The organism is Bacteroidales bacterium, assembly GCA_023228145.1.
Taxonomy (GTDB): Bacteria; Bacteroidota; Bacteroidia; order Bacteroidales; family CAIWKO01; genus CAIWKO01.
Map to the genome: position 1 here is coordinate 15,265 of JALOBU010000004.1, position 26,515 is coordinate 41,779.

The window sequence follows — 26,515 nt, forward strand, 5'->3', positions numbered from 1 at the left end:
CGTCTTGTAAACTACTGCGCAACTGATAATACTATGAAAAAAATCATCACATTCACAGCGCTTTTTGTTTTTGCTTTTTTTGCCATTGCGCAGGATCATTCCGCAGAAAGCCGCACGGTGAGGAAAGTGAACGATAAAGGCACTAAAGGTATTGAATGCCAATATTTTTTTCCCAATCTCAAAAATTATAATGTCAGCGAAGGAAGCACGGCTTTTACCCGCATCGGATTAAAAGACTTCACATTTTTGAAAACTATTGGCAAACCAGCCTTGCCGGCACATTACGACCTGGTGTTGCTTCCTGAAGGAGCGAAAACAAAAATCGTCCTGAAAAGTTCAAAATCTGCTCAGCAAAGCGACCTGCTCATCTACCCTGCCCTGCGCCACGCTACCGACCGCTACGGCGATCCGGAACCTGAATTCACTATAGACTCGGCGTTTTACAACAGCAACCAATGGTACCCCGAAAAGCCGGTAACTATTGTAAAAGAGATTAAAATCAAAGGCATTTCACTGGCTGTTGTGCAAATATGCCCGGTGCAGTATAATCCAAAACTCAGAAAGGTCAGGGCATTTGGCAATCTGAATTATGAAATAAAATTTTCCGGAAGTAAAAAATTTATCACGCACAAAGAACAATACTCCGCCGCATTCCTTAAGCAGCTAAACAACTGCATTATCAATTCCGGTGCTGTGCTGAACGAGATCAATGCATGGGAAAAATCTTCTGTTGCAGGCCTTCCCGTAAAAACTTCTTCATCAAAAAATTATATCATCATCACCCATTCCGATTACCGGGAGGCTGCCGATTCACTTGCCAAATGGAAAAGCCAGCTCGGTTATTCCGTTGAAGTGATTTCAAGGTCGCTGTGGACCAGCGCCCAGGTAAAATCGGAAATTCAGAGCCGCTATCATGCATGGACTCCCAAACCTGATTATTTTGTAATACTCGGCGACCACGACAAAGTGCCCGGCGAAATATTCCAAGACCCTGCCTATTATGAGAATTTTGCCAGCGACCTTTATTATGCCTGCATGGACGGACCCGGAGATTATGTTGCCGACATGGCTTTCGGGCGTATTTCCGTATCATCGGCCTCACAAGCTATTGCGGTTGTTAATAAAATCATTGGTTACGAGAAAAATCCACCCGCTTCAACAGCATTTTACTCAAGCGGTACGGTATGCTCTTATTTTCAGGATAACGAACCCAAGGACACATATGAAGACAGGCGCTTCGTAATGACAATGGAAGAAATCAGAAATTATATGTTGCCACAGGGTTTTACTATTGACCGTATCTATAAAGCTTCCGAAACTGTTGATCCATTATATTACAACAACGGGTATTTTGCCAATTCCGAACCTTTGCCTTCAGAGCTTCTCAAGCCAGGCTTTGCCTGGGACGGAGATAAAAATGATATCGCCGCCGCATTGAATTCTTCCGGAGGCAGGCTATTTCTCGCTCATCGAGACCATGGTTATGTTGGGGGTAGCGGATGGGCAACGCCGGAATTTACCAGCAACGATATTGACATGCTGAACAACGGAGATAAACTGCCTGTGGTGTTCAGCATCAACTGCCATACCGGCGAATACCGCCTGACGGAATGTTTTGCCGAGAAATTTCTGCGTAAAGCCAATGGCGGCGCTGTGGGCGTTTTTGGCGCAGCTTATTACAGCTATAGCGGTTTTAACGACGGTTTGATTGATGGCATGTTTGACGCCATCTGGGCCAGCCCCGGGCTTATCCCCGACTTCACGGGCTATGCTGATGAGCCGGTGGGAACTCCCGAATCTCATGAGCCCATATTCACCATGGGCGATGTCCTGAATCAGGGCTTGTTGCGCATGGTGCAAACCTGGGGCGACGATGAATATACACATCAGTTGTTTCATTATTTCGGCGACCCGGCCATGAAAATATGGACGGCTTTTCCATCCGCCATAACCGCAACACACCAGGACACGCTGGAATGCCTGGCTACTTCATTCATGGTAATTTCAAGCTCCTGTCCCGACGGACTGGCAACGCTGGTGGTTGACGGAGTGCTAATGGCCGCCGATACGCTGAACAACGGAAGCGTCACACTTACATTTCCGCCTGTTGCTGGAGAACTGGCCGTATTGACCATATCAAAACACAATTACAGGCCTTATATTGCCAACATTCCTTTCAGCTCACCTTGTGTCAGGGCACATTTCACTATTGATTACAGTTACAGTTGTGCGGGGGAACCTATCACTTTCACCGATGCCTCCACGGGCGACAACCTGAGTTACAGCTGGCATTTCGGAAGCGGTGCAGAACCTCAATCATCGTTAACAGAAGGGCCTCATCAGGTGTTATATTCTAACCCCGGAATGAAAATTATAAGTCTGACCGTGAGCAACGGAACTGACAGCAGTTCTTATACAGATTCAGTTTACATCAGCCAGCCCTGTGTTTTTACATGCATACAGAATCAGGTAGTTACAATTAACTCTTGTGAGGGTGTACTGATTGATAACGGCGGGTACAACAATTATTTGCCGAACAGCAACGACACCATAAAAATAATTGCAGACGGCGCTGAAAACTTGAACCTGTATTTTGCCGTTTTTGATGTAGAACAGGGCGATTCAGGGTATTGCAATTATGATTACCTTAAAATTTACGATGGAGCCGACACCACGGCTACGCTTCTGGGAAAATTTTGCAGCCTGCCTGCCAATATACCGCCCTCAATAATTACAAGCAGCGGAAACACAGTTCTGCTAATTTTTCATAGTGATGGTTATACCGAAGGTCAGGGCTATGAGATAAATTTCAACTGCAACATTACGGGACAAAAGCCTTCAGCTGCTTTTACTGCTGAACCCTTGTCGTCATGTGACGGGTTAATACATTTCAGCAACCTGTCAACCAACAGCCCCGCATCATTTTTTTGGGATTTCGGTGACGGCGACACTTCAGATACAGAAAATCCATCACACCAATTCATGGGCAATGGTAATTACACGATTTCGCTGATAGCCACAAACACATACGGCAGCGATACCATGACACGAATAAATTACATCTATATTCAAAGACCTCAAACGCCAGCTATAACCAACGACACACTTTGCGGCCCTGCACAAGCCACTCTCGAAGCTTCCTCTGAAGGAGTCATTCGTTGGTATGACGGCGCCATAGCAGAAAACCTGCTTTACACGGGGAACACTTTTATTACTCCTCTGCTTGATACTACAACAACATATTATGCTGAATCAGCCACTAACGAGGTATTCTCCGGCGGCGCACCCGACACGCTCATAGGTGATGGCGGATACTATACTTCTTCAAATGCACATTACACCAGATTTGACTGCCTGTCAGATATCCTGCTGGTATCGGTGGACGTTTATGCCCAGACAACAGGCACCCGAACCATCAAACTGCAGGAACACAGCGGAAACACTATTTATGATACTGCAATAAACCTGAATGCAGGGAAGACTACCATATATCTGAACTGGACGATAGCTGCCGCATCCAACTACCGCCTGGTTGCCGACGGTCCGGAATTCAAACTTTACAGGAACCTAACTGGCGCACAATATCCTTACTCCATTGGCAACGTTCTGAACATCACTGGTAACAGTTACGGAAACCCCGCTTACTATTATTATTTCTACAACTGGAAGATTCAGGCAGGAGAATGTATTAGCCCCAGAATAGCGGTTACTGCTTTTGTTCATATTGGATTACCACATCCGGGCTTCACTTATTACGCTCCCGACAATACTGTTGCTTTTACCAACACATCCACAAATGCCGTCAGCTACTCTTGGGATTTTAATGACGGGAACTTTTCTGAGGAAGAAAATCCTGTGCATACCTACATGGAAAACGGCAACTATTATGTGTCGCTGACTGCCGGAAATGCCTGTGGCGACAGCACTCTCACAGATACCATAACTATTACCTGTGTCGGCATCAACGAAACAAATGATATACAGAATATAAGTGTAACACCAAACCCGGCTACAGGAAACATTTTTTTGAATTGGTCAGGCAAAGCGGAAAAAAATATAAAGATTGAGATTACTGATATTACAGGAAGACAGGTTTTTTCAAAAGAACTTCTTTCTGCTCAAGGAAACAACTCCTGCAAAATTGACTTACAAAATTTAACAGGAGGTATCTACTTTGTGAATCTTAAAAAAGAAGAAAAGGCATACGTCAGCAAACTTATCATTTTCTGAAAACATTTTTTTCAGTTTTATATACATTATCCCCCACTATTAATAATCTATTGGCTTCTGTGGTATTCCACAAGCCCTTCCATGGGCTCTTTCATTATTTTTGATATGCTTGCACCAAACTCAGAGGCCACTTCCGCAAGAATATCTTTAAGGTTTGAGGAAACTGAACCTGTAAAGGCCAACGGTAATTTTTTAAAAGAGGGATATACAATAATGTGGTTTATAAAAAACTCTTTAAAACAACCATAGACCAGATTATGAATAAACGGTTCCTGGTGGTTTGCCCTGATGAATTTAGAAAAGGATGCGAGGTAAGCATTAGGAGCCGGCTGGCGATAAACCTTATCAAGAACTTCTTCACGGCTAATGTTAAAATCTTTTTCAAAAGCTTGATGCAGTGGTGTAGGTAGTTTTTTATAAAAATATGCTTTCAACAATTCTTTCCCCAATGAAGCTCCGCCTCCTTCATCAGCAAGGATATATCCTAAGGAAGGTGTTCTTCGTGAAATTTTTTTACCGTCATACACACATGACACAGAACCCGTGCCCAATATGCAAGCAATTCCTTTATTATTGCCGAGCAATGCTCTGGCTGCACCCAACAGGTCGCTATACACATATATCCTGGCTTTGGGAAAATGAGATTTAATAAAATTTGCTACCTGTTCAGCTTTACTGTCGGCACCGCAGCCTGCACCATAAAAATGTATGCACATGATTTTATTTTTGTCTACAGGCAAATCTTTACTCAATACCTTATCAAAAATATCTGCTCCGGCAAAATAAGGATTCAATCCCTTAGTGTAATGACTTTCGTCAGAGCCATCTGCATGTATTTGTTTCCAGTGTGTTTTGGTTGAACCGCTGTCGGCTATTAGTATCATTTATTTCTAATTTTATATATAACAGCAACAGACCTAATTTAGAATAAGCAATATAACGTGGCTAATTCCTTTTGGCCATTGGCTATATTTATTAACCTTTATTATCCTGTTTATGACCGCTAAGTTATATATTTGTTGTTAGATTTTAAAATACTCTTTTTTAAATGCAACATTTACTGCCGGAAATACTTATATGCATTGTCGTAATTATTGTTTTGCTTTTAACTTTCCGTTATTTTTCCTTAAAAAAACAAAAACACATAAGATTTTTTGTGCAAAATAAAATTTTATGCTATGTTTATTCCTTAAATAAAATTGGTTACTTTGTAAAAAAACTAGTATGAAAACCCTATTACTTTCATTATTTTTTACCACGATATTTTTTTCTCAGCTTTCTGCACAGGGAAAAGCTACACAAGGGAACTTGGTGGTATGGTCAGACGAAGGTTGGATAATAAAAGCCGAAAACAAATGGTTAGGCACTATAACTTTTAAATTTAGCTGGGTCACCGAAGGAACTGATAAAGAGGGCAAAATAGTAAGTTCTGTCAGAGAAGAATCATCCGTTTATAAGTTGTTGTCTAAAGAAGTAAGGCAATTATTTACTGCCCCTCAGGACCCGAAAAAGGAAATTACTTATGTGTTTAAGGATATTGTTATAACAATGTTCCATTACGAACAACCCACCATGCAGGAATTGATAGAAGAAAAGAAACAGGCAGCAATTAAATCGGGACAGTAATTAAAATTTATTCAAGTTTCAGGGGTAAAGAAAACCTCTTTATTTTATCAAAACAATAATAAGCATTAGCCACTGCTGCTGCAGTAGGCACCAAACCTATTTCCCCAACTCCTTTAGCACCGTATGGGCCAAAATTATCGCTCACTTCAACTGCTTTAACAACAATCTCGGGAACGTCTTTAGCTTTTAGCAACCTGCAATCCTTAAGTTTATCGCTTTTCAAATAACCATTCTCCATCAGTAGATTTTCGCTAAGGGCATAACCAAGTCCCATCACTACAGCGCCTTCTATCTGCCCTTCAAACATGGTTTTATTCATCACTTTGCCGGCATCATGCGCAGCAACAACTTTTTTCAGTTTCCCTTCTTCGTCAAGTATTACTAGCTGTGTGGCATATCCGTATGAAAAATGTGTTACAATTTTTTCCACATCAGCACCGGGCCTGGTGGTCCAGTTACATTCCGAGTATCCGGAGAATTTTTGACCTGACAATTCAGAAATATGTTTGTTGTCAAGGGCAGATTTTAATTTCCGTGAAGCATCAATAAGTGCGTTACCAAGAAGTACCGTTGCTCTGGAAGATGTTGTCATTCCTGTTTCCAATCCGGCTTCGGTGTCCATTTCCACCACTACATTGTGCGGGTCAATTCCTGTTTCTGTAGCCAGAATTTGTATCACTACATTGCTGATGCCCTGTCCCATATCCGTCCAGCCATGTTTCACCACAATTTCTTTTTCCGACCTTATCTCAATCAGCGCATGACTGAAATCAATCATTCCGTTACCCACACCGCAGTTTTTAATGCTGCAAGCCAGACCCGTAAATTTGTTTTTATAAAATTCATCTTGAACCGCAAGCAATGTGGCTCTTATGCCAACACCCTTTTCGAGCACCTGCCCTGTTGCGGTCATTTTCCCTTCAGTCAGTGCATTGTCGTACCTGAACTTCCATCGGTCAAAACCCCCTTTTTCACATAAATCATCAATACAACTTTCCAGGGAAAAAGCCGCCTGATTGGCTCCGAAGCCACGCATGGCACCGCAAGGAATATTGTTGGTGTAAACGGTTTTTGATTCTATATCAACCACCGGAACATGATATCCTGCACTGGCATGTCCCGCCACACGTTCCATAACTTTAGTGCCCACCGACGCATAAGCTCCGGTATCCCCAACAGCCCTTAGCCGCAATGCGGTAAGCATGCCTTTTTCATCACATGCAAGAGTGATATCCATAAACACCGGATGGCGTTTGGGGTGCATTCTAATAGATTCTTCCCTCGAAAGAGTAACTTTTACTGGCGTCCCAGTTAATTGCGCATATAAAGCCGCATGCCCCTGAACGGTCAGGTCTTCCTTGCCGCCAAAACCTCCGCCACATGGCACCATGGTAATTCGTAATTTATCCTCGGGAATATTCAGAAGTTCTGAAACCTGCCTGCGGTCAACATATATTCCCTGCCCCTGGCTGTATAAATGAATACCTCCATCTTCCGGCAATGCAATGGCAGACTCTGTTTCAAGAAATGCATGCTCTATACGCTGTGTTTGGTAAAAACCAGATGATACATATGCCGAGTTCTTAATGGCTTCCTCAATATTGCCTCCACGACGCACTATACAATTTTCAAGCAGGTTTGAACGCCCGGGATGCACCTGCTCAGCATCCTCCTGCAATGCCTGATAAGTATCGGTAACTGCAGGAAGGATTTCATAATCAACAGTGATGAGCTTCAGAGCATTTCTTGCAGTGCTTTCATCACAAGCAATGACGCCGCAGAGAACATCGCCTATATATTTTGTTATTTCTCCTTCGGCTATCATCAGTGGCCAGTCTTTATATATAAGCCCCGTGAAGCGTGTTCCCGGAACATCCTTTGCAGTTACCACTTTTATAACACCCTGAAGTTTTTCCGCATCAGAAACATCTATCCTTTTTATTCTTGCCCTGGGGTGTTCGCTGAACCTAAGCGCTCCGAAAAGCATGCCTTCAAAATGCATGTCATTCACAAATTTCCGTGCTCCGATGGCAGTTTCGTATGCCTGATACTTTGGGTAAGAGCTGCCAATGCCAGCTTTGGTTTCAGAAAAAGTTACCGCTTTGTTTTCCCGCAAGTGCCTGACTGCCATTTCTATGGCATCAATAATTTTTATATAACCGGTGCAGCGGCATAAGTTCATATTTAATGCACCGGCAATTTCTTCGCGGGAAGGCATGGGATTTTTCTGGAACAGGACTTTGGTCCTCATAATAAAACCCGGAGTGCAAAATCCGCACTGCACTGCGCCTTTTTCCACAAACGCTTTAGCAATAATATCCCTGATATGATCTGGAATACCTTCAGGCGTTATAATTTCAGCGCTATCAAGCTTTTCCATTTTTGTGACGCATGATAATTTAATTTCTCCGTTGATTTCCACCATGCATGCCCCGCAGTATGCCTGCCCCGAACAACCGTCTTTAACAGAAGTAATGTGTTTATCGTTACGCAAAAAACTCAGCAAGGATTTTTTTAAATCACCTTCATAATTTACTTTTTCATTATTTAATAAAAAACTCACCATAACTTCCAACTTTAAGTACTTTAGGCACCTTAGGCACTTTAAAACTTTAGGCACTTCCCAGCCCTACTACCCTTTTAAAATTCTCCGGGTCGGTATCTCCTTCTGTATTAATCAATAAAACTGATGTTTCGGAATTTATTCCCATTTTCATTCTCCACCCTGCAAGCTTTTCTTCTTCGAATAAAGCTAAAAACCCAGCCATGCTTGCGGCCCCTGATTCACCTGAAATGATTTGTGGGTCTTGCCCGATGGGATAATAATATTGCCTCATCGCTTTTTCCGCATAAGCATCGCTGACCGTCATTAAATAATCAGCTCCTTCTTTTATATAATCCCAGGCTAAAAGAGAAATAGTGCAATTTAATCCTGCCATTATTGAATTGTAATCATTTGCTGATGCCGAAGGTTTGCCATTAATAATTGACTCCATCACAGAGTCTGCCCTTTGAGGCTCCAGACATATTATTTTAGGCCTGTGTTGGCCATATTTATGAACAAAATACCCGATACCCGCAGCTGTTAGCCCACCAACCCCTGCCTGCAAAATGACCACATCAGCTTCGCACTTTTGTGGTTTATTCACTGAATTCTCCATTTCCCTGAAAATGGTCGTATAACCAGCCATTATTTGTTGTGGAAAATACATATTGTCCTTATAGGCCGTGTCAGAAATCACTATCCAACCATGAGCCCGGGCATCAGCATCCACAAGGTTCACACAATCGTCATAAGTGCCGTCAACAAGAATAACTTCTGCTCCCTCGTTTTTGATATTTTCAATCCTTGAAAGCACTGAATTGGATGGCATATAAATTTTAGCCTTTTGCCCAAGTTTACGGGCAGTCCATGCAACAGCTCTTCCGTGGTTACCATCGGTGGCTGCACAAAAAGTAAATGAACCCAGCTTACTCATTTTTACCGGGTCTTTGAAATCAGAAATTGTAAACCCGCTGTTAAACTCATTCTCCCATTTTGATTTCAAAACACAAAATATGGCATAAGAAGCCCCCATTATTTTAAAAGCTTTAACATCAAAACGAAAAGATTCGTCCTTTATAAAAATGGCTTTTATCCCCAGCTTATGTGCCAGATTTTGCAGGCAATGAACTGGTGTCGGTTCATAACCCTGAAGTGAGCTGTGAAATCTTAAAATACCATCATCCAAAAAAAAACTTTTTTGGATGCTCCATTCGGGAGTATCCTTGTAAAATGGATTTTTAATAAACTTACACATTGTATTTTGATTTTTTTATAAACATCATTTAACGGGATTATAAAATTACCTTAAAGTTATTTCCAAATACTACCTGCCATATAAATTGGAGTTCTGAACAATAATCATTTGTAGGCATTAGTATTTTGAAAATTTTCCTCATAACAAACCTACTCATTTTTTTCAGACCGGCGGCAATATGAGTGATTTTTTGTACATATTTGCAAAAAAATTCAAGATGGGTTTTGAGGCAGGAAAAATAAAAGACTTTTTCATCCAATTGTTTAAAGATGTTGCCAGAACGGTTTTTATCCTGTTCCGTATCATGATACCCATATCTATCATCGTGAAACTTTTACAAATGATGGGGGTAGTATCTCTGATAGGCGATGCTCTCTTTCCTGTAATGAAGTATGTGGGTTTACCCGGCGAAATGGGGCTGGTATGGGCAACAGGGATGATGACTAATTTGTTTGGGGGGATTATTGCCTTTTTAAATATTTCGCAGGGGTTGGAACTAAGCATCGCTCAGGTTACAGTAATCAGCATGATGATGCTGGTAGCACACACTTTTCCTATTGAACTGGCTATTGCACGCAAAACCGGAGTAAGAGTTATGGCCATGTTTTCAATACGTTTTATTTTTGCTTTTGCTTTCGGCTTTGTGGTATTTAAAATCTATCAACTGGGCGGATGGTATAACGAACCTGCTGTTCTTGCATGGCGTCCGGACATAAGTGCTGACAATTCACTGACCGCTTGGGCTTTAGCAGAACTCAAAAATTACGGGCTAATCATCTGTTTTATCTTTTGCCTGATGTTGCTACTCAAAGTACTAAAAATCATAGGAGTGATTGACCTGATAACTAAGGGGCTAAGCCCTTTTCTGAAGCTGATGGGCATAGGCAAAGAGGTAAGCACCATTGCCTTAGTGGGCCTTACACTCGGAGTAGTTTATGGCGGAGCGTTGATAATTGACGAAGCCAGGTCGAATCCCAAAATACCAAAGAAAGATATTTTTTATGCCATGGCATTGATGGGGCTCTGCCACAGCGTTATTGAAGACACATTATTAATGATGGCACTGGGAGCCACTTTTAACGGAGTCTTTATCATTCGGCTCTTTTTAAGTATGTCGGTAGTGTTCTTACTGGTGAAAATCACAAAAAAAATTCCGGACAAGATTATCTATAAGTTTTTAATAAGAAAAGTTAAACATAAAGAAATCAACCTGAATCCTGGTGTTTAATTTGACAAATCATAAAAATATTACACCCCTAAAAATGTAAAAAAACAACACATCTATTTGTATTTCTGCCTTTTATATTATTTAACATTTTAAGGGATTATCTATCTCTCATCAAATATTTTAGGTGGTTTAATTTATTATGTTTATCTTTGCATAAATTTTAAACAATAATTTATTACAATGAAAAAAGGTACAGTAAAATTCTTTAATGAATTAAAAGGTTTTGGATTTATAAAAGATAATGAATCCGACAAAGAATACTTCGTTCATGCATCAGGACTGATTGACAAAATTAAAGACGGCGACGAAGTGGTGTTTGAATTAAAAGAAGGTCCAAAAGGATTAAACGCGGTTAATGTTAAACGAGGATAGCTAAACCATTTTTTAAATCATTAAGTACATAAACCCTCCCGAAAAAAGGAGGGTTTTTTTTTGTTTTTTTTAATTTTTTTATTTTTTTTGTGTAAAAATTCCAAATATGTGTTTTTCTGCTGAAGCAAGTTTTGGTGCAAGTGCCGTGATTGGTATTATTGGCATTATAGCTTTAAAAAAAGCGACAAACTTCCCTCAAAAGGTTTTTGCAATAATTCCCATATTTTTCGCTGTCCAGCAATTCCTTGAAGGGATGCTTTGGCTGGTACTTGACGGCAAATTGTATATGTCATGGAAACAGCCATTGATATTAGGTTTTTTATTTTTCGCATGGCTTGTCTGGCCTGTTTACATTCCCTTTTCAATGGCAATGTTTGAAAAAAATCGAATCAAAAGAAAAGTGTTGCTTTCTTTTTTAGGATTAGGATTTCTGATTATTCTCGGATTTCTTTATGTTATGATTTTTCATAATATAGATGCAAATGCTGCCAAACTTCATATCAATTATACTTATGATTATGTGCCGCCTTTGCCATGGATCTACGGCTTGCTCTACCTCATTCCGACTATCGTTTCCTTTATGCTTTCGAGTGTCAAAAAAATGTGGGCTTTAGGCCTCATTAACCTGACTTCGTACATTTTCTCCAGAATATTTTTCTTCGGGCATGTTCTTTCGGTTTGGTGTTTCTTTGGTGCTGTGGCAAGTGTTTTTATACTCTGGTATATTATTCAACTAAATAAAATCGAGGTTCACCAGGAAGACGAATATGGAGTGAATCAAACAGCCTGATATGATTTTATTATCAACATTTATAAGGTTAATAAAAGCTGTTATTTTTACCAGCTTTTTTTATAGGCTCAAATCGGCTTTGATGCTATTGATTTTTTCCTTACATCTTTGTTCGGTTTCATCAAATAGCAAAACATCATTTATCACTGTTTTGATTCCGAAATAGAATTTGATTTTAGGTTCAGTACCCGATGGCCTTACCGTTATCTTGCTTCCGTCTGCAGTAAAAAATTGCAGCACATCCGATTTGGGTAATTCAATCGGGGATGTTTCTCCACAGGCAGTTACAGTTTTTTGTAAAAGATAATCTTTTATCAAAACAACTTCAGAGCCGTCGATTGTTTTTGGTGGATTATTGCGAAAATCATTCATCATTTGTTTAATTTCATCGGCACCGGAAATACCTTTCTTAGTTATGGGAAGCAGCGATTCGTAATACAACCCAAACTCTTTATAAATTTTCAGCAATAATTCATAAAATGAAATGCCCTGCTCTCTGGCATAAACCGCAGCCTCGGCGATAAGACAGCACGAAATTACTGCATCTTTGTCGCGTACAAAATCGTCTACAAGATAACCGTAACTTTCCTCGCCGCCACCAATAAACTTTTTCTGATTTTCAAATTTCCTGATAATTTCGGCAATATATTTAAATCCGGTCAGCACATCAATACATTCCACTCCGAATTTTTTTGCAATGTCGGCAAGAAGCTCGGAAGTAACAATTGTTTTAACGATAAATTCCTTACCGCTGAGCATAGCTTTTCGTTTCCACTGATTCAAAATATAATATATCAGCACAGAGGCTGTTTGATTACCATTCAACAGCACAAAATCCCCTTTAGCATTTTTAACCGCAACGCCCACTCTGTCGGCATCGGGGTCGGTGGCTAAAACCAATTCGGCATTGCAGATTTTTGCTTTTGCAAGCGCCATACTCATGGCGGCTTGCTCTTCAGGATTGGGAGATTTTACTGTTGGAAAATTCCCGTCAGCACTGGCCTGCTCTTCCACCAGAGAAATGTTGGTGAATCCAAATCTTTTTAAAGCTTCCGGTACTAAGCTGATACCGGTGCCATGCAGCGGGGTATAGACAATAGGTATGTCTGCATGTTTTTGAATTACTTCCGGAATTATGGAAAGTTTTTTTATTTCAGACAGATAAACTTCATCAATCTCTTTGCCTATTATATGAATGTTTTCATTTTTCGCTTCAAATTTCACCATGCCAACAGAACTTATCTTAAGTACTTCTTCAATAACATTTTTGTCGTGCGGACTTACCAGTTGTGCGCCATCATCCCAATATACTTTGTACCCATTATATTCTTTGGGGTTGTGCGAAGCAGTAATCACAATACCGCTCTGGCAGTTCAAATACCTTACAACAAATGACAGTTCGGGAGTGGGCCTAAGGTTTTCAAAAAGATACACCTTACACTCGTTGGCTGATAAAATACCTGCCGCAATCTGTGCAAAATACCGGCTGTTATTCCTCGAATCGTATGCAATAGCCACTTTAATTTGTTGAATACCCGGGAACATTTTTTTTAGATAGTTGGCAAGTCCCTGTGTAGCCATCCCCACTGTATATTTATTCATGCGGTTGGTGCCTGCTCCCATAATGCCTCGCAAACCGCCGGTGCCAAATTCCAGATTGGTATGAAAGGACTCTTTAAGTTCCGATAAATCTTCTTCCATCATTCTTTTCACCTCCAGGCGGGTGCTTTCGTCAAAGTCAGTGCCGAGCCATAAACGGGCACGTTCAAGTATTTCATGGTCGTTGTACATGGGTTAGTTTTTTTCAAAAATAATAAATTTGAGTGAATTGGATGTTATGGCTTAAATTAGTGTATTATTATGTTTTTTGACGATTGGGTGGCTTTATTTATTTGTTTAATTTATTTTTGTAAAACAATCCATAAGTAATATAGACAAAATGACAAATCAACCTGAACAAGGGCATGTTCAAAACATTCAGGTAACTCATGGAAAAGCTTTTATTGTTGGCATTGGGCTCAACGTAGCCTTTGTAATTATAGAAATTATTTATGGGTTTATTGCAAATTCATCAGCATTATTAGCTGATGCAGGCCATAATGCCAGCGATGTTCTTGCATTGGTTTTTGCATGGTCGGCAGCATGGATGGCTACAATAAAACCCCGTGGAAAATATACTTACGGCCTGCGTAAAACAACCATTTTAGTTTCTATCCTTAATGCACTGATGCTGTTTGGCGCTATTGCAGTAATTGCAGTGAATGCCTTCGCAAAAATCAAAGAGCCTGAACCTGTTGCCGGAGTCCAGGTCATGATTGTAGCCAGCATAGGAATATTCATCAATGGCTTCACTGCAATGCTGTTTTATAAAGGCCAGAAAAACGACCTCAATATCAAAGGGGCTTTTCTTCACATGGCAACCGATGCAGGTGTTTCTCTCGGGGTAGTTATAGCAGGTTTGTTAATCAATATAACAGGGAAACAATGGATTGACCCGGTAACAAGTTTATTAATTATTACCATTATTATCTGGGGAACATGGCGATTGCTCTCCGATTCAATTGACCTTGTGCTTGACGCAGTACCCAAGCATATTGACATTAATAAAGTAAAAAATTTTCTATCTACGCAAAAAGGAGTTACAGGCATTCATGACCTTCATATCTGGGCTTTGAGCACCACTCAAGTTGCTTTAACAGCACATCTTATTATGCCAGGCGGTGCCAGTGACAATTTCATTGGAGATTTACAAAAAGAACTCAGGCATGAATTTGGGATAAATCATACTACTTTTCAGATTGAAAATGAAAATATGGAAAAAAATTGCCTGACAGACTTTTAGAAAATACAAATAAGACTACATTAATCCTACCTAATAAAAGAAAAAATCGTTACAAAAATTACTTAAACAGCTGAAACAAATTTACCAGCCCACTGGCAATGTTGATTGCTTGTGTGGAAGTGCTTGCTACAGTTGACGAGTAACCACTTAACCCGGTAAGGTTCAGTAATGCATTCATTACTGCAGTTGAGTTACCGGTAGTAACAAGACCTGTAGAGCCTGTTACCAAACCTGCTGCAAATGCCTGTTTGTAAGTTGTTGAGTTTCTGTTATTCTTGAGCGCAGCAACATAAGTTCCCAGCTGAACTATATTGGATATAGTTGTGGTGCTGCCCATATCTATTTTCCCTGTTGATTTGTATTGTGAATACATGCTTGCAAGTACTTTTCCGCAGGCTGTCCCTGTTGCCGTTGCCCCGGCATCGCTGTTTGCCACATTCGAAACGGTTGTGCATGATGCAATAAATATTACAACTGCTACCAATGAGATAATGCCAATCTTTTTCATGTTTTTTTATTGATTTAATTTGGAATTAATTGCAAAGGTAAAAACCAAAAAGCAATAAAACAAATGCAAACTTATGCTCATTTCAAAATTTAAATGTAATGATGATAAAAAAACATATGAAGTATCATTCCAAATGCTCTTTACGCAGCAAATCATTAACGGTTTTTACAGGGTTGAATGTTGTAATAGGCACTTCTACAAAAATTGTATTCCAATAAGCCATGGCACCGTTCCACAAGCCCGGAAGCTCCTGCGCCTTCAAAGGTCTGCCATCTTTGGATTTTGTAGAAATAAATCCCGTACCCGGGTCAACAAAATCCAGAAGATTGAATTTTTTACCTTTATAATCAACGAAGCTGCATACCAAATCAACCGGGTTGAAATGTGTGGATGTTTTAAAAATATTTTTTTGTGTTTCGTCATTCATATTTACCTGAGATGATTCCACAATTTGCTGGCTTATGTGTCCGTGACTGTCGCACACAAAAAAAGGCCCGCCGCCGGGTTCGCCCTGATTTTTCACCATGCCGCAAATTCTCAACGGACGGTTTAAAAAGCTTTTCAGATAATTTGCTTTTTCTATCTGCTTAAAAGTATTAAATTCCAAAGGAAAATCATGAGCAAATTCGGATATAATGAAACTGGTTATTTTAGCTACGTCATCATCTTCAATACTTTCATTTTCGAGCAATCTCAAGTACTCATACACATGAAACCTGATGTAGAGCAGGTAGCCGGCAAGCACTTTTTTATAAAACACCGTGTCCTCTGATAAACTTTCTGGCGCAAGGTTATCAATGTTTTTAACAAACACTATGTCCGTGTTGATTTCATTCAGGTTGTGTATCAGCGCTCCGTGCCCGCCAGGGCGAAAAAGTAAAGAACCATCATTATTGCGGAAGGGTTCATTATTTTCGTCAACAGCGATGGTGTCGGTAGATGGTTTCTGTACAGAGTGTGTAATATTATATTTTGCATTAAATTTTTTTTCAAAATACGGAAGGACACTTTTCAGGTGGGTTTCAAACTTTTCAATATGTTCTGGAGAAATCGTAAAATGAATATGAACTTCATTATTTTCATTTTTGCAATATTGAGCTGTTTCTGCCAGGTGCTCATCCAGTGCGGTGCGGCTAAGGCCTGCATATTTGTGAAACTTTATCAACGCTTTGGGAAGCTTAGCATAATTCAGGCCTCTTTCATTTAAAAGAAATTCAATGATGAGGGCATAATTGTGTTTATTCAGTAATTCTTCAATATCATACCCGGCATCGTGCAATTTTAATTTTAAATTGTCGAAGAAAGCGAATTTCCGGATGTTTTTTAAAAAATATTCTGCCGAATTAAAATCGTAATTATCACTAGTAATTTGTTGAACCTCTGAATTCCGGTTTTCTTCGCACCAGCTGAACAAGTGGCTGAACATGCGGGAAGCAGCGCCCGATGCAGGAACGAATTTAATTACACTATTAAAAAGTAAATTCTTGCTGTAATATTCGGCAAAATTTTTCGCATAGGTTTTATCAAATACTTTCAAACCCGATTGTGGAGTGCACGCTTTTACAAGGCTTACATAAGGAAAGCCCCTGATGAAATTTTTAATCTGATTATCTATCTCAACCGGGCTTATTCCTTTTTGTTGTAGTTGGTTTAGGTCAGATGGATTAAGCATATTTTTTCTTCAAACATACTATCTTTTCGCTTAATATATGCTGTAAAAATGAAGAAAATGAAAAATTTCCAACAAATAAAAATATGCTAAATCTGAAAAAGTCTAGTTAGCAGAAATTTCTTTAAAGTCAAAGGCCCAGCTTTCCACCTGGTCATCAGGCAAACATTTATCTGCAAAGCTCATCAGGTGCCAGTTAAACTTTTCAAAATTTTTGGTTTCACCGGGTTTTAATTTAATAGTGTATACATCTTGTCCGAAACCGGCAGAAAGGTCAAATTTAATTTTAGTTATTTCCGATTTGTTGGTAATTTCCACGTAATACCATTTTCCGGCAGCAACTTTTTTCTGAAGCTTAACTCTGAATGACAGTTCCACCGGTGCTACTCCCGATTTTTCCATTTTTACAGATTGTAAATTTTTAATAATGGGCTCCGACCATTCTTTGGTGCCATTCGGGAAACTGAATTTTTGGCCGTTTAAACTTTGAGCCGATAATGCAAAGCTTATAAATAGCATTGCAAATGCCGATAAAATTGCTTTTGTTTTCATAAATTTTATTTTTAAATAAATTATGTAGTATTTAGGTACAAATATACCTCTTTAATTATTATAAAACAAGTTTTTTTCCAAATAATTATTAAAAACATTAACTATTGCTTTATTAACGTTCAAATTCTTTGTTTACTTTGCATTAAAAAAACATGAAATACGATTTCACAAAATGGTTTGACAAATTAATTCCCTGGCTGCTGAACCACGGTGTCAAGATTGTGATAATTATTATTGCAGCGATTGTGCTTTATTTAATAGTCAGCAGGGCCATCCGCAGGATAGTGCGTATTTCGGTTGCTGCCGATAAGGAAAGTACGCCTGAAGCACGGCAAAAAAGGGAATTTACGCTGATCAGGATATTTAACTGGACTAACCGTATCGTTTTTTTTCTTCTGGGCGGGCTGATGATGCTTCAGGAAGCCGGAATACCTGTCGGGCCGTTGCTGGCTGGCGCCGGTATTGTCGGGATAGCCGTTGGTTTTGGGGGACAGTATATCATTCGTGATATACTGTCAGGATTTTTCATCATTTTCGAAAATCAATACCGTATCGGCGATGTAGTGAGTTTTGATAAAACATCCGGGGTTGTGGAAGATATTAGTTTACGGTTGACAACCTTACGCGACATGGACGGGACGGTGCATTACGTTCCCCACGGAGAAATTAAAATCGTGTCGAACCTGTCAAAAGATTATGCCTATATCAATATGAATATCGGCATTTCGTATAATGCTGATCTTGACCATGTGATAAAAGTGGCCAATGAAGTCGGGCTGCAACTGGCCAGCGACCCTCAATGGAAAAGCCTCATAAACAAGCCTCCTCAGTTTCTGAGGGTGGATAAATTTGAGGACTCCGCAGTCATAATAAAGATAACGGGCGAGACACAACCGTTGAAACAATGGGAAGTGAATGGCGAACTGCGCAAACGTATAAAAATTGCTTTTGATAAAGAAGGAATTGAGATGCCCTACCCACAACGGGTGATACATCAGGCATAATTTTGTAAACAATATGCTTATTAAAATTCATTTCAAATTATTTTGTAATAAATAAACAATAATTACATTTGTATGTTTATTCATCTGATATAAATTTAATAATCTTACAAAAATGAAATCTATAAAGGTTATTCTACAGCTTGCTCTTATATTGATTGTTTTTGACTCATGTAAAAAAGAAGGGCCACAGGGACCCGAAGGCCCCAGCGGTCAGGCAGGCACTTCACAAACTGTAAATCCTGAACTATATGGAAAATGGCAAGTCGTCAGCGGACTGCCCGAAACAAAGTACGTAATTGTTTATAATAACAACATGACCTACCTTCTCGATTCGCTTGAATACGGGTTTAAACACATCCTTGAAGACATGGCACTTATAACCTATGCACAAATTTATCTTGATAATACAGTTTTCAATTATACAATCAGCAATGACACTTTGAGATTAACTAATTTCTCTAAAAACATTGTCATGAAAAAGAATAGCAACGCACCCACGGAAACAGAATGGGTGACTTTCGTTACCATTACCGACAACATTCCCAGTCCGAAAAACGATATGGCGGCTTTTGATATTGGATACACCAGTGGCAAAATTGCATGGACTGCTAAAAGTCCTTCAGACACGCTGTTCCTTATCAATACAACAACACATGATGTTACCTACTTATCGATCAACAGTGTCAACAATGGTTCGGTAACCTGTTCAACTGCTTATTGGATTTCCAGCGACAACAGAATTTACCAGGTATCGCCCAATAACGGGATGACTCTTTCATCAAGCCCGGTATTGGGTTCAGGAACAGTTGAAGCACTTGCTCTGGTTGGCGCTAATGACATGTGGCTCTGCATTGATAATAAAATCAAAACCTGGAACCCCTTAACCAACGACATCACCGAGAAATTTGAACTTTACGCGAATGGAATGGAGTATGTTGATTCCTATTTATACATTTTACAAGACGAATGGATATTCAAATGCCAGTTATCACCAACGTTCCAGGTTGTTCAGATCTATTACATCAACGACTCAAATTTAAACTTCTGGGGAAACGGCGGTATCACTTATGATGGAGCACATTTCTGGATTGTAGGTCAGGATATCGATACGTATCAATATAGCCTTTATAAACTTAGCCTTTAATACAAATTAATTTCTATAAAGAAGCATTATGAGGTACATAAAAACAGCATTATTACTTTTTTTAGCCCTGAGTTTTTTTATTTCGTGTAAAAAGGATAAATATACTGGACCGCAAGGCCCAGAAGGCCCTGCAGGACCGATGGGAATTGCATCGTCACCTGACCCGGCTCTTTTTACAAAATGGACTGTTGTGAGTGGCTTAAGCGAAACAAAGTACGTCATTATTAAAAGTGATTTCAGTATTAATTTACTTGACTCCGCCCAGTACGGATTTAAAACCATTTCCAGTGATCTGGCTTTCATCACAAACAACCAGTTATATTACGACTATTCGGTATATAATTATGTCGTTGTTAACGATACACTCAAAATAACTAACAAAACTGATACGGTGGTCCTTAAAAAAAACACAAATGCTCCTGACATGACAACATGGGTTACCTATCTAAGCGTTACTGATTCTATAGAGAATCCGGAAGTTGGCGGAGAGGGTAATCAGGATATTGGTTTTGATGGTAACAATATTCTGTGGTCCGGGAGCTGGAATTCCAGCAAAATATACAGGATAAACCCAGAAACTGGTTCACATACAACATTAAACTTATCCGGAAATTATTATTATGCAGGAGTAACTTGTGTGGCCCCGTCCATCTGGATTGCTGATATAAACACCTTTGACCAGGTCGACCCTTCAAATGGTTCAGTTTTGAATACCAGCCCGGTTATATCATCGGAAGGAATCAGAGCCCTCGCAATAAGTGGCGGAGGGAGTATGGTTTACTGCACTCCAACGGGAAAAGTTTTCAGCTTTGATATGGTTTCACATTTCAACATGTGGCTATTTACTTATCCGGGTGGTTTTACAGGCATGGAATATGTAAATGGCTTTTTATATTTTTTTGGAGGTCATTATTTATTTAAATGGCAGGTTTCCTCCTTCGGGGTTGTATCATCGTATTATATTGATTCTCCCCTTTTTGATAATGAAACTGGCGGAATTACTTATGACGGAACACATTTCTGGGTTGTTGGAAAGAATCAAAATACTGATGAATACAAGCTTTTAAAACTCAATCTTTAACTTTTTTACATTAGTTAATCCTAAACCATACAAAGTATTATATTCAGCATGTAAAGGTGGTTATTTTGTACGAAGTGATAAGCATTTTCATTTACCTGCCTTAGCCGATACGAAACCATAGTTTTATACAAACGTACTGTCAATTATTCCATTTTTTGTAACATCTGATAATATTAATGGACTAATTGTCATAAAAACACAAAAAGACACTAAATTTGTTAATTCATTTACCAATTAATAAAATACTCAGTAAAGTTAGGAGTACAATATTAATATTTGTATTTTTGAATTACTGAATTAACAAATAAAATTATATGGATTGTCCAGTATGTAAAAAACCGATGCTCGTATTGGAACTACATCAGATAGAAATTGACCATTGCCAGGGATGTGGAGGTATTTGGCTTGACGAGGGAGAGTTAGAACTATTACTTGGAAATGCCTCCGAAAAAGAAAAGCTACTGGAATCTTTCAGCGCTGATTTTAAAAATCCTGAAAAAAAACGCCGTTGCCCGGTATGCTCAAAAAAGATGAACAAAGTTTTAGTCGGGAGAAATAACAAAGTACTCCTGGACAAATGCAAAAAAAACCACGGATTATGGTTTGACGAAAGAGAACTGCATGAAGTTATTGAACTTGGAAGTAGCAGAGATAAAGACCATAAGGTTTTAAAATTATTAAATGACATGTTTGCATATAAATTAAAATCTTAATACAAATTAAAATCACAGGAGGTAAATTATGACCGCATTATGGATTATTTTAGGAATTGTTGCACTTCTGATATTTATGGTTATCGGAATTTACAACTCGCTTATCAAATTAAGAAACCAGGTAAAAAATGCATGGGCACAGATTGATGTTCAATTGAAACGCCGTCATGACCTGATACCCAATCTTATTGAAACTGTTAAAGGATACATGGTGCATGAACGTCAGACACTGGAAAGTATCACCAAAGCACGTGCCAGCGCAATGGGGGCAAACACTATGACTGACCGAATCAAAGCTGAAGGAGAATTGAGCAACCTCATGGGGCGTTTAAACATAGCCGTGGAAGCTTATCCCGACCTGAAAGCCAACCAAAATTTCCTGGCTCTGCAGGAAGAACTTACATCCACAGAAAATAAAATTTCCTATGCACGCCAGTCATATAACGACCAGGTTCTTTTTTACAACAATAAAAAACAAACTTTCCCATCAAACATCATTGCTGGTATGTTCAACTTCAAAGATGAAGTATTTTTTGAAATTCAGGACCAGGCCGAAAAAGAAGTTCCCAAAGTTAGTTTTCAATAAATAAAATACAGACATCAGATTTATGTGGGAAGTCATTAAAGCCAATCAGCGAAAATCGTTTTTTCTCATCACGGTGATGGGAATATTACTCATTGGATTGGGCTTTGGAATAGGATATTTTTACGACCCTCAGGGTGGTGGCGCTTTCATAGGTATTATAGTAGCCTTGCTCATCTGGCTGGTAATGACACTTATTGCTTTTTCCAGCGGAAGTTCTATCATGCTTTCGGCAAGTAATGCAAAAGAGGTTACCCCTGATGTACATCCTCAGTTGTTTAATGTTGTTGAAGAAATGAGCATAGCCGCCGGCATGCGTAAAATGCCAAAGATATACATTATCCCTACGGACGCCCCCAATGCTTTTGCAACGGGTATGAATCCTGACAACGCCATAGTGGCTGTTACCGCAGGCTTGCTGGCCCGCATGAACCGGGACGAGCTTCAGGGAGTGATAGCACACGAAATGTCACATATTGTGAACCGCGACATCAAGTTCATGACTTTGGCAGGAGTGATGCTGGGCACCATCGTGATTATTTCCGAAATTTTTCTGCGCAGTATGTTTTTAGGCGCCGGGCGTAGCCGCGGAAAAGGAGGCGGGCAAGGGCAAATAGTTATCATGGTAATTGCACTCGTATTAGCCATCCTTACACCCATTATGGCTCAGCTACTTTATTTTGCCATCTCACGCAAACGCGAATACCTAGCCGACGCATCCGCAGTAAGACTTACTCGTTACCCTGAAGGGCTGGCCTCCGCACTGGAAAAAATTTCCGGTTCGACGGAAGAAATACCTATGGCAAATAAAGTTACAGCCCCTCTATATATTTGCAATCCGTTGAAGAAAAAAGGGATGAAGATGTCGGACCTCACCAGCACCCACCCTCCTATCTCAGAGCGCATCCGTATTCTGCGCACCATGTCAGGCGGAGCCGGCCTTGTTAACTATCAAAAAGCTTTTAATTCGGTATCGGGTAAAAACAAAACCATCATCCCCTCCGGCGAACTTGATAATTCAGAAAGTATTGCTTTCAGAGAAGGCTCGGGGGTAGCCGCTTTTGCCGATAGCAAAACCACCACACGTGCCTCACATGACATCATGATGAAAATGGATAAATACTCTTTCATCAACTGCAATTGCGGTATGAAAATTAAAGTACCATCTAATTATGCTTCAGATAAGGTTTACTGCACGCGCTGCGGGAAAGAACACCCTATTGGAAACAAATAACACATTATAACACAACATATGAAAACATTAATATTTATACTGTCGCTCATAGTGTTTATTCTTATTTCTTACTTGTTATATAAGAAATTTGGCTTTAAAAAAATAACTAACGGGATTATTTTCCTGCTGGCAGGCGTAATACTTATTTTGTTTTCAGGTTTATTTCAGGAATGGACTGATAAGTTGTCAACATTTTACATTTCATTATTTTCAGGTATCTTTCTGACAATTATAAGTGGTGTGCTTATAGCTTTTGGGTTAAGCAAAAAAAAGAAAAACGAAAAATAAAAATTCGATTTTACATCCCTGTATTGTTTAATTACCTACAGACTCCATATTTTATTTATGTACATTTTGGAGTAAAATTTTACTCCAAAATGCACATAAAACTCAATTGTAATTATAAATCAAAGGAAAAAAATCAGAATTAGTGCTTGCCGCAACCCTGGCTATGCCCGGGGCAGGATTTCACACAACCATTTCCTGTTTTGTTGCCCGAACCCATACATGGTTCGGTTACTAAATCGGCTGTATAGCCCAATTTATTTACTTTTGCTTTTATATTTTGTTCGTTCGTTTTTTTTGGGTTATAAACCACAGTGAGTATTTTCGTATCCAGGTCAACTGATACATCCTTGATGCCTTTATCATAAGCCAAACCCTGTTCCATGGTATTTTTACACGAACCGCAATGAGCATTGGTTTTAAATTTCACAACCTGCTTATCTGGTTTTGTTGTCTGAGAAAAAGACATTGTTGATGCCATCATAAAAACAGCCATCATACACATAGTAAGCATCGCATTTTTTGTTTTCATAGTATTGGTATTAAATTGTTTATTCATGTTTATTTTATAGTTAATCTTAATCCTGCATATATAGTTGCACCCATCATCGGCCCCCATATCATCGAAGTGTCAAAATACTTTCCGAAAGGCTCTTCGTGTGAAACAATAGGATGGTGCTGCATATAATTGGTGATATTTTCAGCTCCAAGATAAATATCAATGTATTTAAACTTTTTTGTTACCTGTGCATGGAGCATAAAATATTCCTTTGAGTAGCGAGGCCTGTTGTAGGGCTCAGGGTTGGTATCTGTATCAGGAAGACGGCTTTTTCCATTAAATTGTCCCGTGACATCAAACTTCCATTTTTCAAACTTAGTCGCATACGATAAAGTGATAAGGCCTTTGAATTTACTCACATAAGGAGCTTCACGAAACTTACCATCAATTGTTTTTTTGACATCATTATACCTCCCGGCCAAAGTGATTTCAAAACCTTTAAAAGGCTGTATCATACCGTCAATCTGTAGGCTGTTTGAATATGACCTTCCTTGAAGATTATAAAAAACTGCTTCCTGAGGGCTTCTGTCAAGGTCAACAATTATTTGATTTATGAAAGAAGTGTGATAAAAGTCAGCGCCAAGGCTTGCCTTAAGTGATTCGGTCAACCAGAATTCCTTAGTAATATTTATTCCAGCGTTCCAGGCTTCTTCCGCTTTCATGTTGCTTTCAAAAATAATGCTTCTTGAACTTGCCAAAAGGCTTGTATTTTCTGCAATGACATGCGGAGAACGATATCCTCTTCCAGCCGAAGCCCTAAGGATTAGTTTATCCGTGATATCATATTTAATATGCAACCTGGGGGTAAAAAAGAAACCAAATTCTGAATTGTAATCACCTCTTAATCCAATAATAAGATTAAGTTTTTCCGGATAGGTATATGAATACTGAAAAAAGACTCCGGGGACATATTCCCTAAGCTCAAATAATGAATCATTGAAGGTTTCATAATAATCATCAAACATAAAACTGGTTCCCGTACTGTATTTATGGTTGGTATTTCCCATAATGGACTGAAAAATCAAGTTCACGTAAACGCTGTTCTGAGTACCGTCATAAGCATTTTTTCCATAAAACGAATTAAGTTCGTACCTGTTGAAAGAACTCACAATACCCAGGCTTGATTCATTATGTGCTCCCATGAAAAAGCCGGTTTTTAAAAATGCAGAATATTGCCTGGCATCCACACCAATTCCATAAAAATCAGGCTTAAGCGGTTCTTCTGCTTTATAAAACTCTTTCTGCCCGCCTTGTTTATCATCCTGAAGATAGCCTATCCCAAACTGTATATGCATCTTACCTGACACTTCGTATTGCCATCGGTTCATAAAATTTGCAGTCCAGAATTTTGGAGCATCCAGAAAGGAATCATTGTTTCTGTCAATCATAAAACCAAAATATGAGCCGTGGCCCAATATCATGGTGCTCCAACGCTCGTTTATCTTGATGGTTGAATTCAGGTTCCCCTCGAAACGGCCTTCACTATTTCCATATAAGTTAAAAAACAAAGGTTCTTTGTTCGTCTCGGGTTTTTTATATTCCACATTTATCTGTCCTGTTATGGATTCATAACCATTTATTACCGATGAAGTACCTTTCGATACCAATATGGAATGCATCCATGAACCAGGGATATAAGACAAGCCATAAGATGAAGTCAGTCCGCGAACAGAAGGTATGTTCTCAGTGAGTATCTGACTGTATATGCCCGACAATCCAAGCATCTGAATGCGCTTTGCCCCAGAAACAGCATCCGAATATCCAACATCAACGGTGGCCGTACGCTCAAAGCTCTCAGAAAGATTGCAACAGGCAAGTTTTTGTAAACCATCCTCAGTAATGACTTCTGTTTTTATCGGTTTAATTTTAGAAATATAATCTCCAAGCTTTTCCTGAATATCCACTGTGTTTAAAGTGGCATTAGAAATCAATGAAAAATCAACCCTGCTTTGTCCGGTAACGAGTGTAACAGTGTCGGCTTTATATCCAACAAAACTGGCAATAAGTTTGAGTTCTTTGTTACCAGACACAGCAATTGTGAACTTTCCGTTTTCATCAGCTGTGGTGGAAATATTACCACCCTGCCAATAAACACTGGCAAAGGGCAGTCGTTCGGTTTTAAATTTTTCTTTGTCTGCCGAAATACCTCTCACAGTACCTTCGACATATTGCACTTGTGCCGAAATTTTCAGAATCCCACACAGCAAAAGAAAAAGAAATATAAATCTTGTTTTAAATATCATAATCTTTTTTTATTACGGTTAATAAAATATCATGAAGGCTTTTTTGCCTTCA

Annotated in this window: 22 protein-coding genes; 13 read left to right on the top strand and 9 right to left on the bottom strand. The window is 39.3% G+C overall.

What is annotated here, in order from left to right:
• Positions 1-33 precede the first annotated feature (33 nt).
• Positions 34-4,230, top strand: coding sequence for a C25 family cysteine peptidase (locus tag M0R16_02765; protein MCK9611805.1), 4,197 nt, complete (start codon positions 34-36; stop codon positions 4,228-4,230).
• Positions 4,231-4,277: 47 nt separating this feature from the next.
• Here M0R16_02765 and M0R16_02770 read toward each other — a convergent pair whose 3' ends face one another.
• Positions 4,278-5,114 carry an ATPase gene (locus tag M0R16_02770; GenBank protein ID MCK9611806.1) on the bottom strand — a complete coding sequence of 279 codons (837 nt, stop codon included), beginning with the start codon at positions 5,112-5,114 and terminating at the stop codon, positions 4,278-4,280.
• 340 nt (positions 5,115-5,454) lie between these two features.
• Between M0R16_02770 and M0R16_02775 the strand changes: the two genes are divergently transcribed.
• The gene (locus tag M0R16_02775) at positions 5,455-5,856 is read left to right on the top strand and encodes a hypothetical protein (protein MCK9611807.1); all 402 of its coding nucleotides are present in this window, start codon (positions 5,455-5,457) and stop codon (positions 5,854-5,856) included.
• Positions 5,857-5,863: 7 nt separating this feature from the next.
• Here M0R16_02775 and xdh read toward each other — a convergent pair whose 3' ends face one another.
• Both xdh and M0R16_02785 read right to left on the bottom strand, forming a co-directional pair.
• A complete protein-coding gene (gene xdh / locus M0R16_02780; GenBank protein MCK9611808.1) occupies positions 5,864-8,422 on the bottom strand; it encodes a selenium-dependent xanthine dehydrogenase in 2,559 nt (852 codons plus the stop codon).
• A 46-nt stretch (positions 8,423-8,468) separates the two neighbouring features.
• Positions 8,469-9,656, bottom strand: coding sequence for a diaminopropionate ammonia-lyase (locus M0R16_02785; protein ID MCK9611809.1), 1,188 nt, complete (start codon positions 9,654-9,656; stop codon positions 8,469-8,471).
• 217 nt (positions 9,657-9,873) lie between these two features.
• Between M0R16_02785 and M0R16_02790 the strand changes: the two genes are divergently transcribed.
• The 3 genes from M0R16_02790 to M0R16_02800 all read left to right on the top strand — a co-directional run bounded on the left by M0R16_02790 (position 9,874) and on the right by M0R16_02800 (position 12,046).
• Positions 9,874-10,884: a hypothetical protein gene (locus tag M0R16_02790; GenBank protein MCK9611810.1), complete on the top strand. Its 1,011-nt coding sequence runs from the start codon at positions 9,874-9,876 to the stop codon at positions 10,882-10,884.
• A gap of 180 nt (positions 10,885-11,064) precedes the next feature.
• Positions 11,065-11,256 carry a cold shock domain-containing protein gene (locus tag M0R16_02795; protein ID MCK9611811.1) on the top strand — a complete coding sequence of 64 codons (192 nt, stop codon included), beginning with the start codon at positions 11,065-11,067 and terminating at the stop codon, positions 11,254-11,256.
• A 106-nt stretch (positions 11,257-11,362) separates the two neighbouring features.
• Positions 11,363-12,046 carry a hypothetical protein gene (locus M0R16_02800; GenBank protein ID MCK9611812.1) on the top strand — a complete coding sequence of 228 codons (684 nt, stop codon included), beginning with the start codon at positions 11,363-11,365 and terminating at the stop codon, positions 12,044-12,046.
• Positions 12,047-12,106: 60 nt separating this feature from the next.
• Here M0R16_02800 and M0R16_02805 read toward each other — a convergent pair whose 3' ends face one another.
• Positions 12,107-13,837 (bottom strand): phospho-sugar mutase, encoded by a 1,731-nt coding sequence (locus tag M0R16_02805; protein MCK9611813.1) that lies wholly within the window; start codon positions 13,835-13,837, stop codon positions 12,107-12,109.
• A 148-nt stretch (positions 13,838-13,985) separates the two neighbouring features.
• On the opposite strand from M0R16_02805, the gene M0R16_02810 reads away from it, so the two are divergent.
• Positions 13,986-14,888: a cation diffusion facilitator family transporter gene (locus tag M0R16_02810; GenBank protein MCK9611814.1), complete on the top strand. Its 903-nt coding sequence runs from the start codon at positions 13,986-13,988 to the stop codon at positions 14,886-14,888.
• A 58-nt stretch (positions 14,889-14,946) separates the two neighbouring features.
• Here the strand turns inward: M0R16_02810 and M0R16_02815 are convergent, their stop codons facing one another.
• From M0R16_02815 to M0R16_02825, 3 genes are all read right to left on the bottom strand, one after another.
• Positions 14,947-15,396, bottom strand: a complete 450-nt coding sequence (locus tag M0R16_02815) for a hypothetical protein (GenBank protein ID MCK9611815.1) — start codon at positions 15,394-15,396, stop codon at positions 14,947-14,949.
• Positions 15,397-15,520: 124 nt separating this feature from the next.
• A complete protein-coding gene (locus M0R16_02820; GenBank protein MCK9611816.1) occupies positions 15,521-17,068 on the bottom strand; it encodes a DUF4301 family protein in 1,548 nt (515 codons plus the stop codon).
• Positions 17,069-17,170: 102 nt separating this feature from the next.
• The gene (locus tag M0R16_02825) at positions 17,171-17,617 is read right to left on the bottom strand and encodes a hypothetical protein (GenBank protein MCK9611817.1); all 447 of its coding nucleotides are present in this window, start codon (positions 17,615-17,617) and stop codon (positions 17,171-17,173) included.
• Positions 17,618-17,769: 152 nt separating this feature from the next.
• Here M0R16_02825 and M0R16_02830 point away from each other — a divergent pair, with 152 nt between their 5' ends.
• From M0R16_02830 to M0R16_02860, 7 genes are all read left to right on the top strand, one after another.
• Positions 17,770-18,621 carry a mechanosensitive ion channel family protein gene (locus M0R16_02830; protein MCK9611818.1) on the top strand — a complete coding sequence of 284 codons (852 nt, stop codon included), beginning with the start codon at positions 17,770-17,772 and terminating at the stop codon, positions 18,619-18,621.
• A gap of 112 nt (positions 18,622-18,733) precedes the next feature.
• Complete coding sequence (locus tag M0R16_02835) at positions 18,734-19,765, top strand: hypothetical protein (GenBank protein ID MCK9611819.1); 1,032 nt, start codon at positions 18,734-18,736, stop codon at positions 19,763-19,765.
• 28 nt (positions 19,766-19,793) lie between these two features.
• Entirely contained in the window at positions 19,794-20,846 is a 1,053-nt protein-coding gene (locus M0R16_02840) for a hypothetical protein (protein MCK9611820.1), read from the top strand.
• 314 nt (positions 20,847-21,160) lie between these two features.
• Positions 21,161-21,559 carry a zf-TFIIB domain-containing protein gene (locus tag M0R16_02845; GenBank protein ID MCK9611821.1) on the top strand — a complete coding sequence of 133 codons (399 nt, stop codon included), beginning with the start codon at positions 21,161-21,163 and terminating at the stop codon, positions 21,557-21,559.
• Positions 21,560-21,587: 28 nt separating this feature from the next.
• The gene (locus M0R16_02850; protein ID MCK9611822.1) at positions 21,588-22,145 is read left to right on the top strand and encodes a LemA family protein; all 558 of its coding nucleotides are present in this window, start codon (positions 21,588-21,590) and stop codon (positions 22,143-22,145) included.
• 22 nt (positions 22,146-22,167) lie between these two features.
• Positions 22,168-23,376, top strand: a complete 1,209-nt coding sequence (locus M0R16_02855) for a M48 family metallopeptidase (GenBank protein MCK9611823.1) — start codon at positions 22,168-22,170, stop codon at positions 23,374-23,376.
• Between the two features lie 18 nt (positions 23,377-23,394).
• Positions 23,395-23,664, top strand: a complete 270-nt coding sequence (locus tag M0R16_02860) for a hypothetical protein (protein ID MCK9611824.1) — start codon at positions 23,395-23,397, stop codon at positions 23,662-23,664.
• Between the two features lie 139 nt (positions 23,665-23,803).
• Here M0R16_02860 and M0R16_02865 read toward each other — a convergent pair whose 3' ends face one another.
• Positions 23,804-24,193 carry a heavy-metal-associated domain-containing protein gene (locus M0R16_02865; GenBank protein MCK9611825.1) on the bottom strand — a complete coding sequence of 130 codons (390 nt, stop codon included), beginning with the start codon at positions 24,191-24,193 and terminating at the stop codon, positions 23,804-23,806.
• A 29-nt stretch (positions 24,194-24,222) separates the two neighbouring features.
• Positions 24,223-26,463, bottom strand: coding sequence for a TonB-dependent receptor (locus tag M0R16_02870; GenBank protein MCK9611826.1), 2,241 nt, complete (start codon positions 26,461-26,463; stop codon positions 24,223-24,225).
• Between the last annotated feature and the right edge of the window lie 52 nt (positions 26,464-26,515).

Excerpts from the sequence above, each read along its gene's own strand:
- M0R16_02765 (MCK9611805.1), top strand. The coding sequence starts at position 34 with ATGAAAAAAATCATCACATTCACAGCGCTTTTTGTTTTTGCTTTTTTT.
- M0R16_02770 (MCK9611806.1), bottom strand. The coding sequence starts at position 5,114 with ATGATACTAATAGCCGACAGCGGTTCAACCAAAACACACTGGAAACAA.
- M0R16_02775 (MCK9611807.1), top strand. The coding sequence starts at position 5,455 with ATGAAAACCCTATTACTTTCATTATTTTTTACCACGATATTTTTTTCT.
- xdh (MCK9611808.1), bottom strand. The coding sequence starts at position 8,422 with ATGGTGAGTTTTTTATTAAATAATGAAAAAGTAAATTATGAAGGTGAT.
- M0R16_02785 (MCK9611809.1), bottom strand. The coding sequence starts at position 9,656 with ATGTGTAAGTTTATTAAAAATCCATTTTACAAGGATACTCCCGAATGG.
- M0R16_02790 (MCK9611810.1), top strand. The coding sequence starts at position 9,874 with ATGGGTTTTGAGGCAGGAAAAATAAAAGACTTTTTCATCCAATTGTTT.
- M0R16_02795 (MCK9611811.1), top strand. The coding sequence starts at position 11,065 with ATGAAAAAAGGTACAGTAAAATTCTTTAATGAATTAAAAGGTTTTGGA.
- M0R16_02800 (MCK9611812.1), top strand. The coding sequence starts at position 11,363 with ATGTGTTTTTCTGCTGAAGCAAGTTTTGGTGCAAGTGCCGTGATTGGT.
- M0R16_02805 (MCK9611813.1), bottom strand. The coding sequence starts at position 13,837 with ATGTACAACGACCATGAAATACTTGAACGTGCCCGTTTATGGCTCGGC.
- M0R16_02810 (MCK9611814.1), top strand. The coding sequence starts at position 13,986 with ATGACAAATCAACCTGAACAAGGGCATGTTCAAAACATTCAGGTAACT.
- M0R16_02815 (MCK9611815.1), bottom strand. The coding sequence starts at position 15,396 with ATGAAAAAGATTGGCATTATCTCATTGGTAGCAGTTGTAATATTTATT.
- M0R16_02820 (MCK9611816.1), bottom strand. The coding sequence starts at position 17,068 with ATGCTTAATCCATCTGACCTAAACCAACTACAACAAAAAGGAATAAGC.
- M0R16_02825 (MCK9611817.1), bottom strand. The coding sequence starts at position 17,617 with ATGAAAACAAAAGCAATTTTATCGGCATTTGCAATGCTATTTATAAGC.
- M0R16_02830 (MCK9611818.1), top strand. The coding sequence starts at position 17,770 with ATGAAATACGATTTCACAAAATGGTTTGACAAATTAATTCCCTGGCTG.
- M0R16_02835 (MCK9611819.1), top strand. The coding sequence starts at position 18,734 with ATGAAATCTATAAAGGTTATTCTACAGCTTGCTCTTATATTGATTGTT.
- M0R16_02840 (MCK9611820.1), top strand. The coding sequence starts at position 19,794 with ATGAGGTACATAAAAACAGCATTATTACTTTTTTTAGCCCTGAGTTTT.
- M0R16_02845 (MCK9611821.1), top strand. The coding sequence starts at position 21,161 with ATGGATTGTCCAGTATGTAAAAAACCGATGCTCGTATTGGAACTACAT.
- M0R16_02850 (MCK9611822.1), top strand. The coding sequence starts at position 21,588 with ATGACCGCATTATGGATTATTTTAGGAATTGTTGCACTTCTGATATTT.
- M0R16_02855 (MCK9611823.1), top strand. The coding sequence starts at position 22,168 with ATGTGGGAAGTCATTAAAGCCAATCAGCGAAAATCGTTTTTTCTCATC.
- M0R16_02860 (MCK9611824.1), top strand. The coding sequence starts at position 23,395 with ATGAAAACATTAATATTTATACTGTCGCTCATAGTGTTTATTCTTATT.
- M0R16_02865 (MCK9611825.1), bottom strand. The coding sequence starts at position 24,193 with ATGAAAACAAAAAATGCGATGCTTACTATGTGTATGATGGCTGTTTTT.
- M0R16_02870 (MCK9611826.1), bottom strand. The coding sequence starts at position 26,463 with ATGATATTTAAAACAAGATTTATATTTCTTTTTCTTTTGCTGTGTGGG.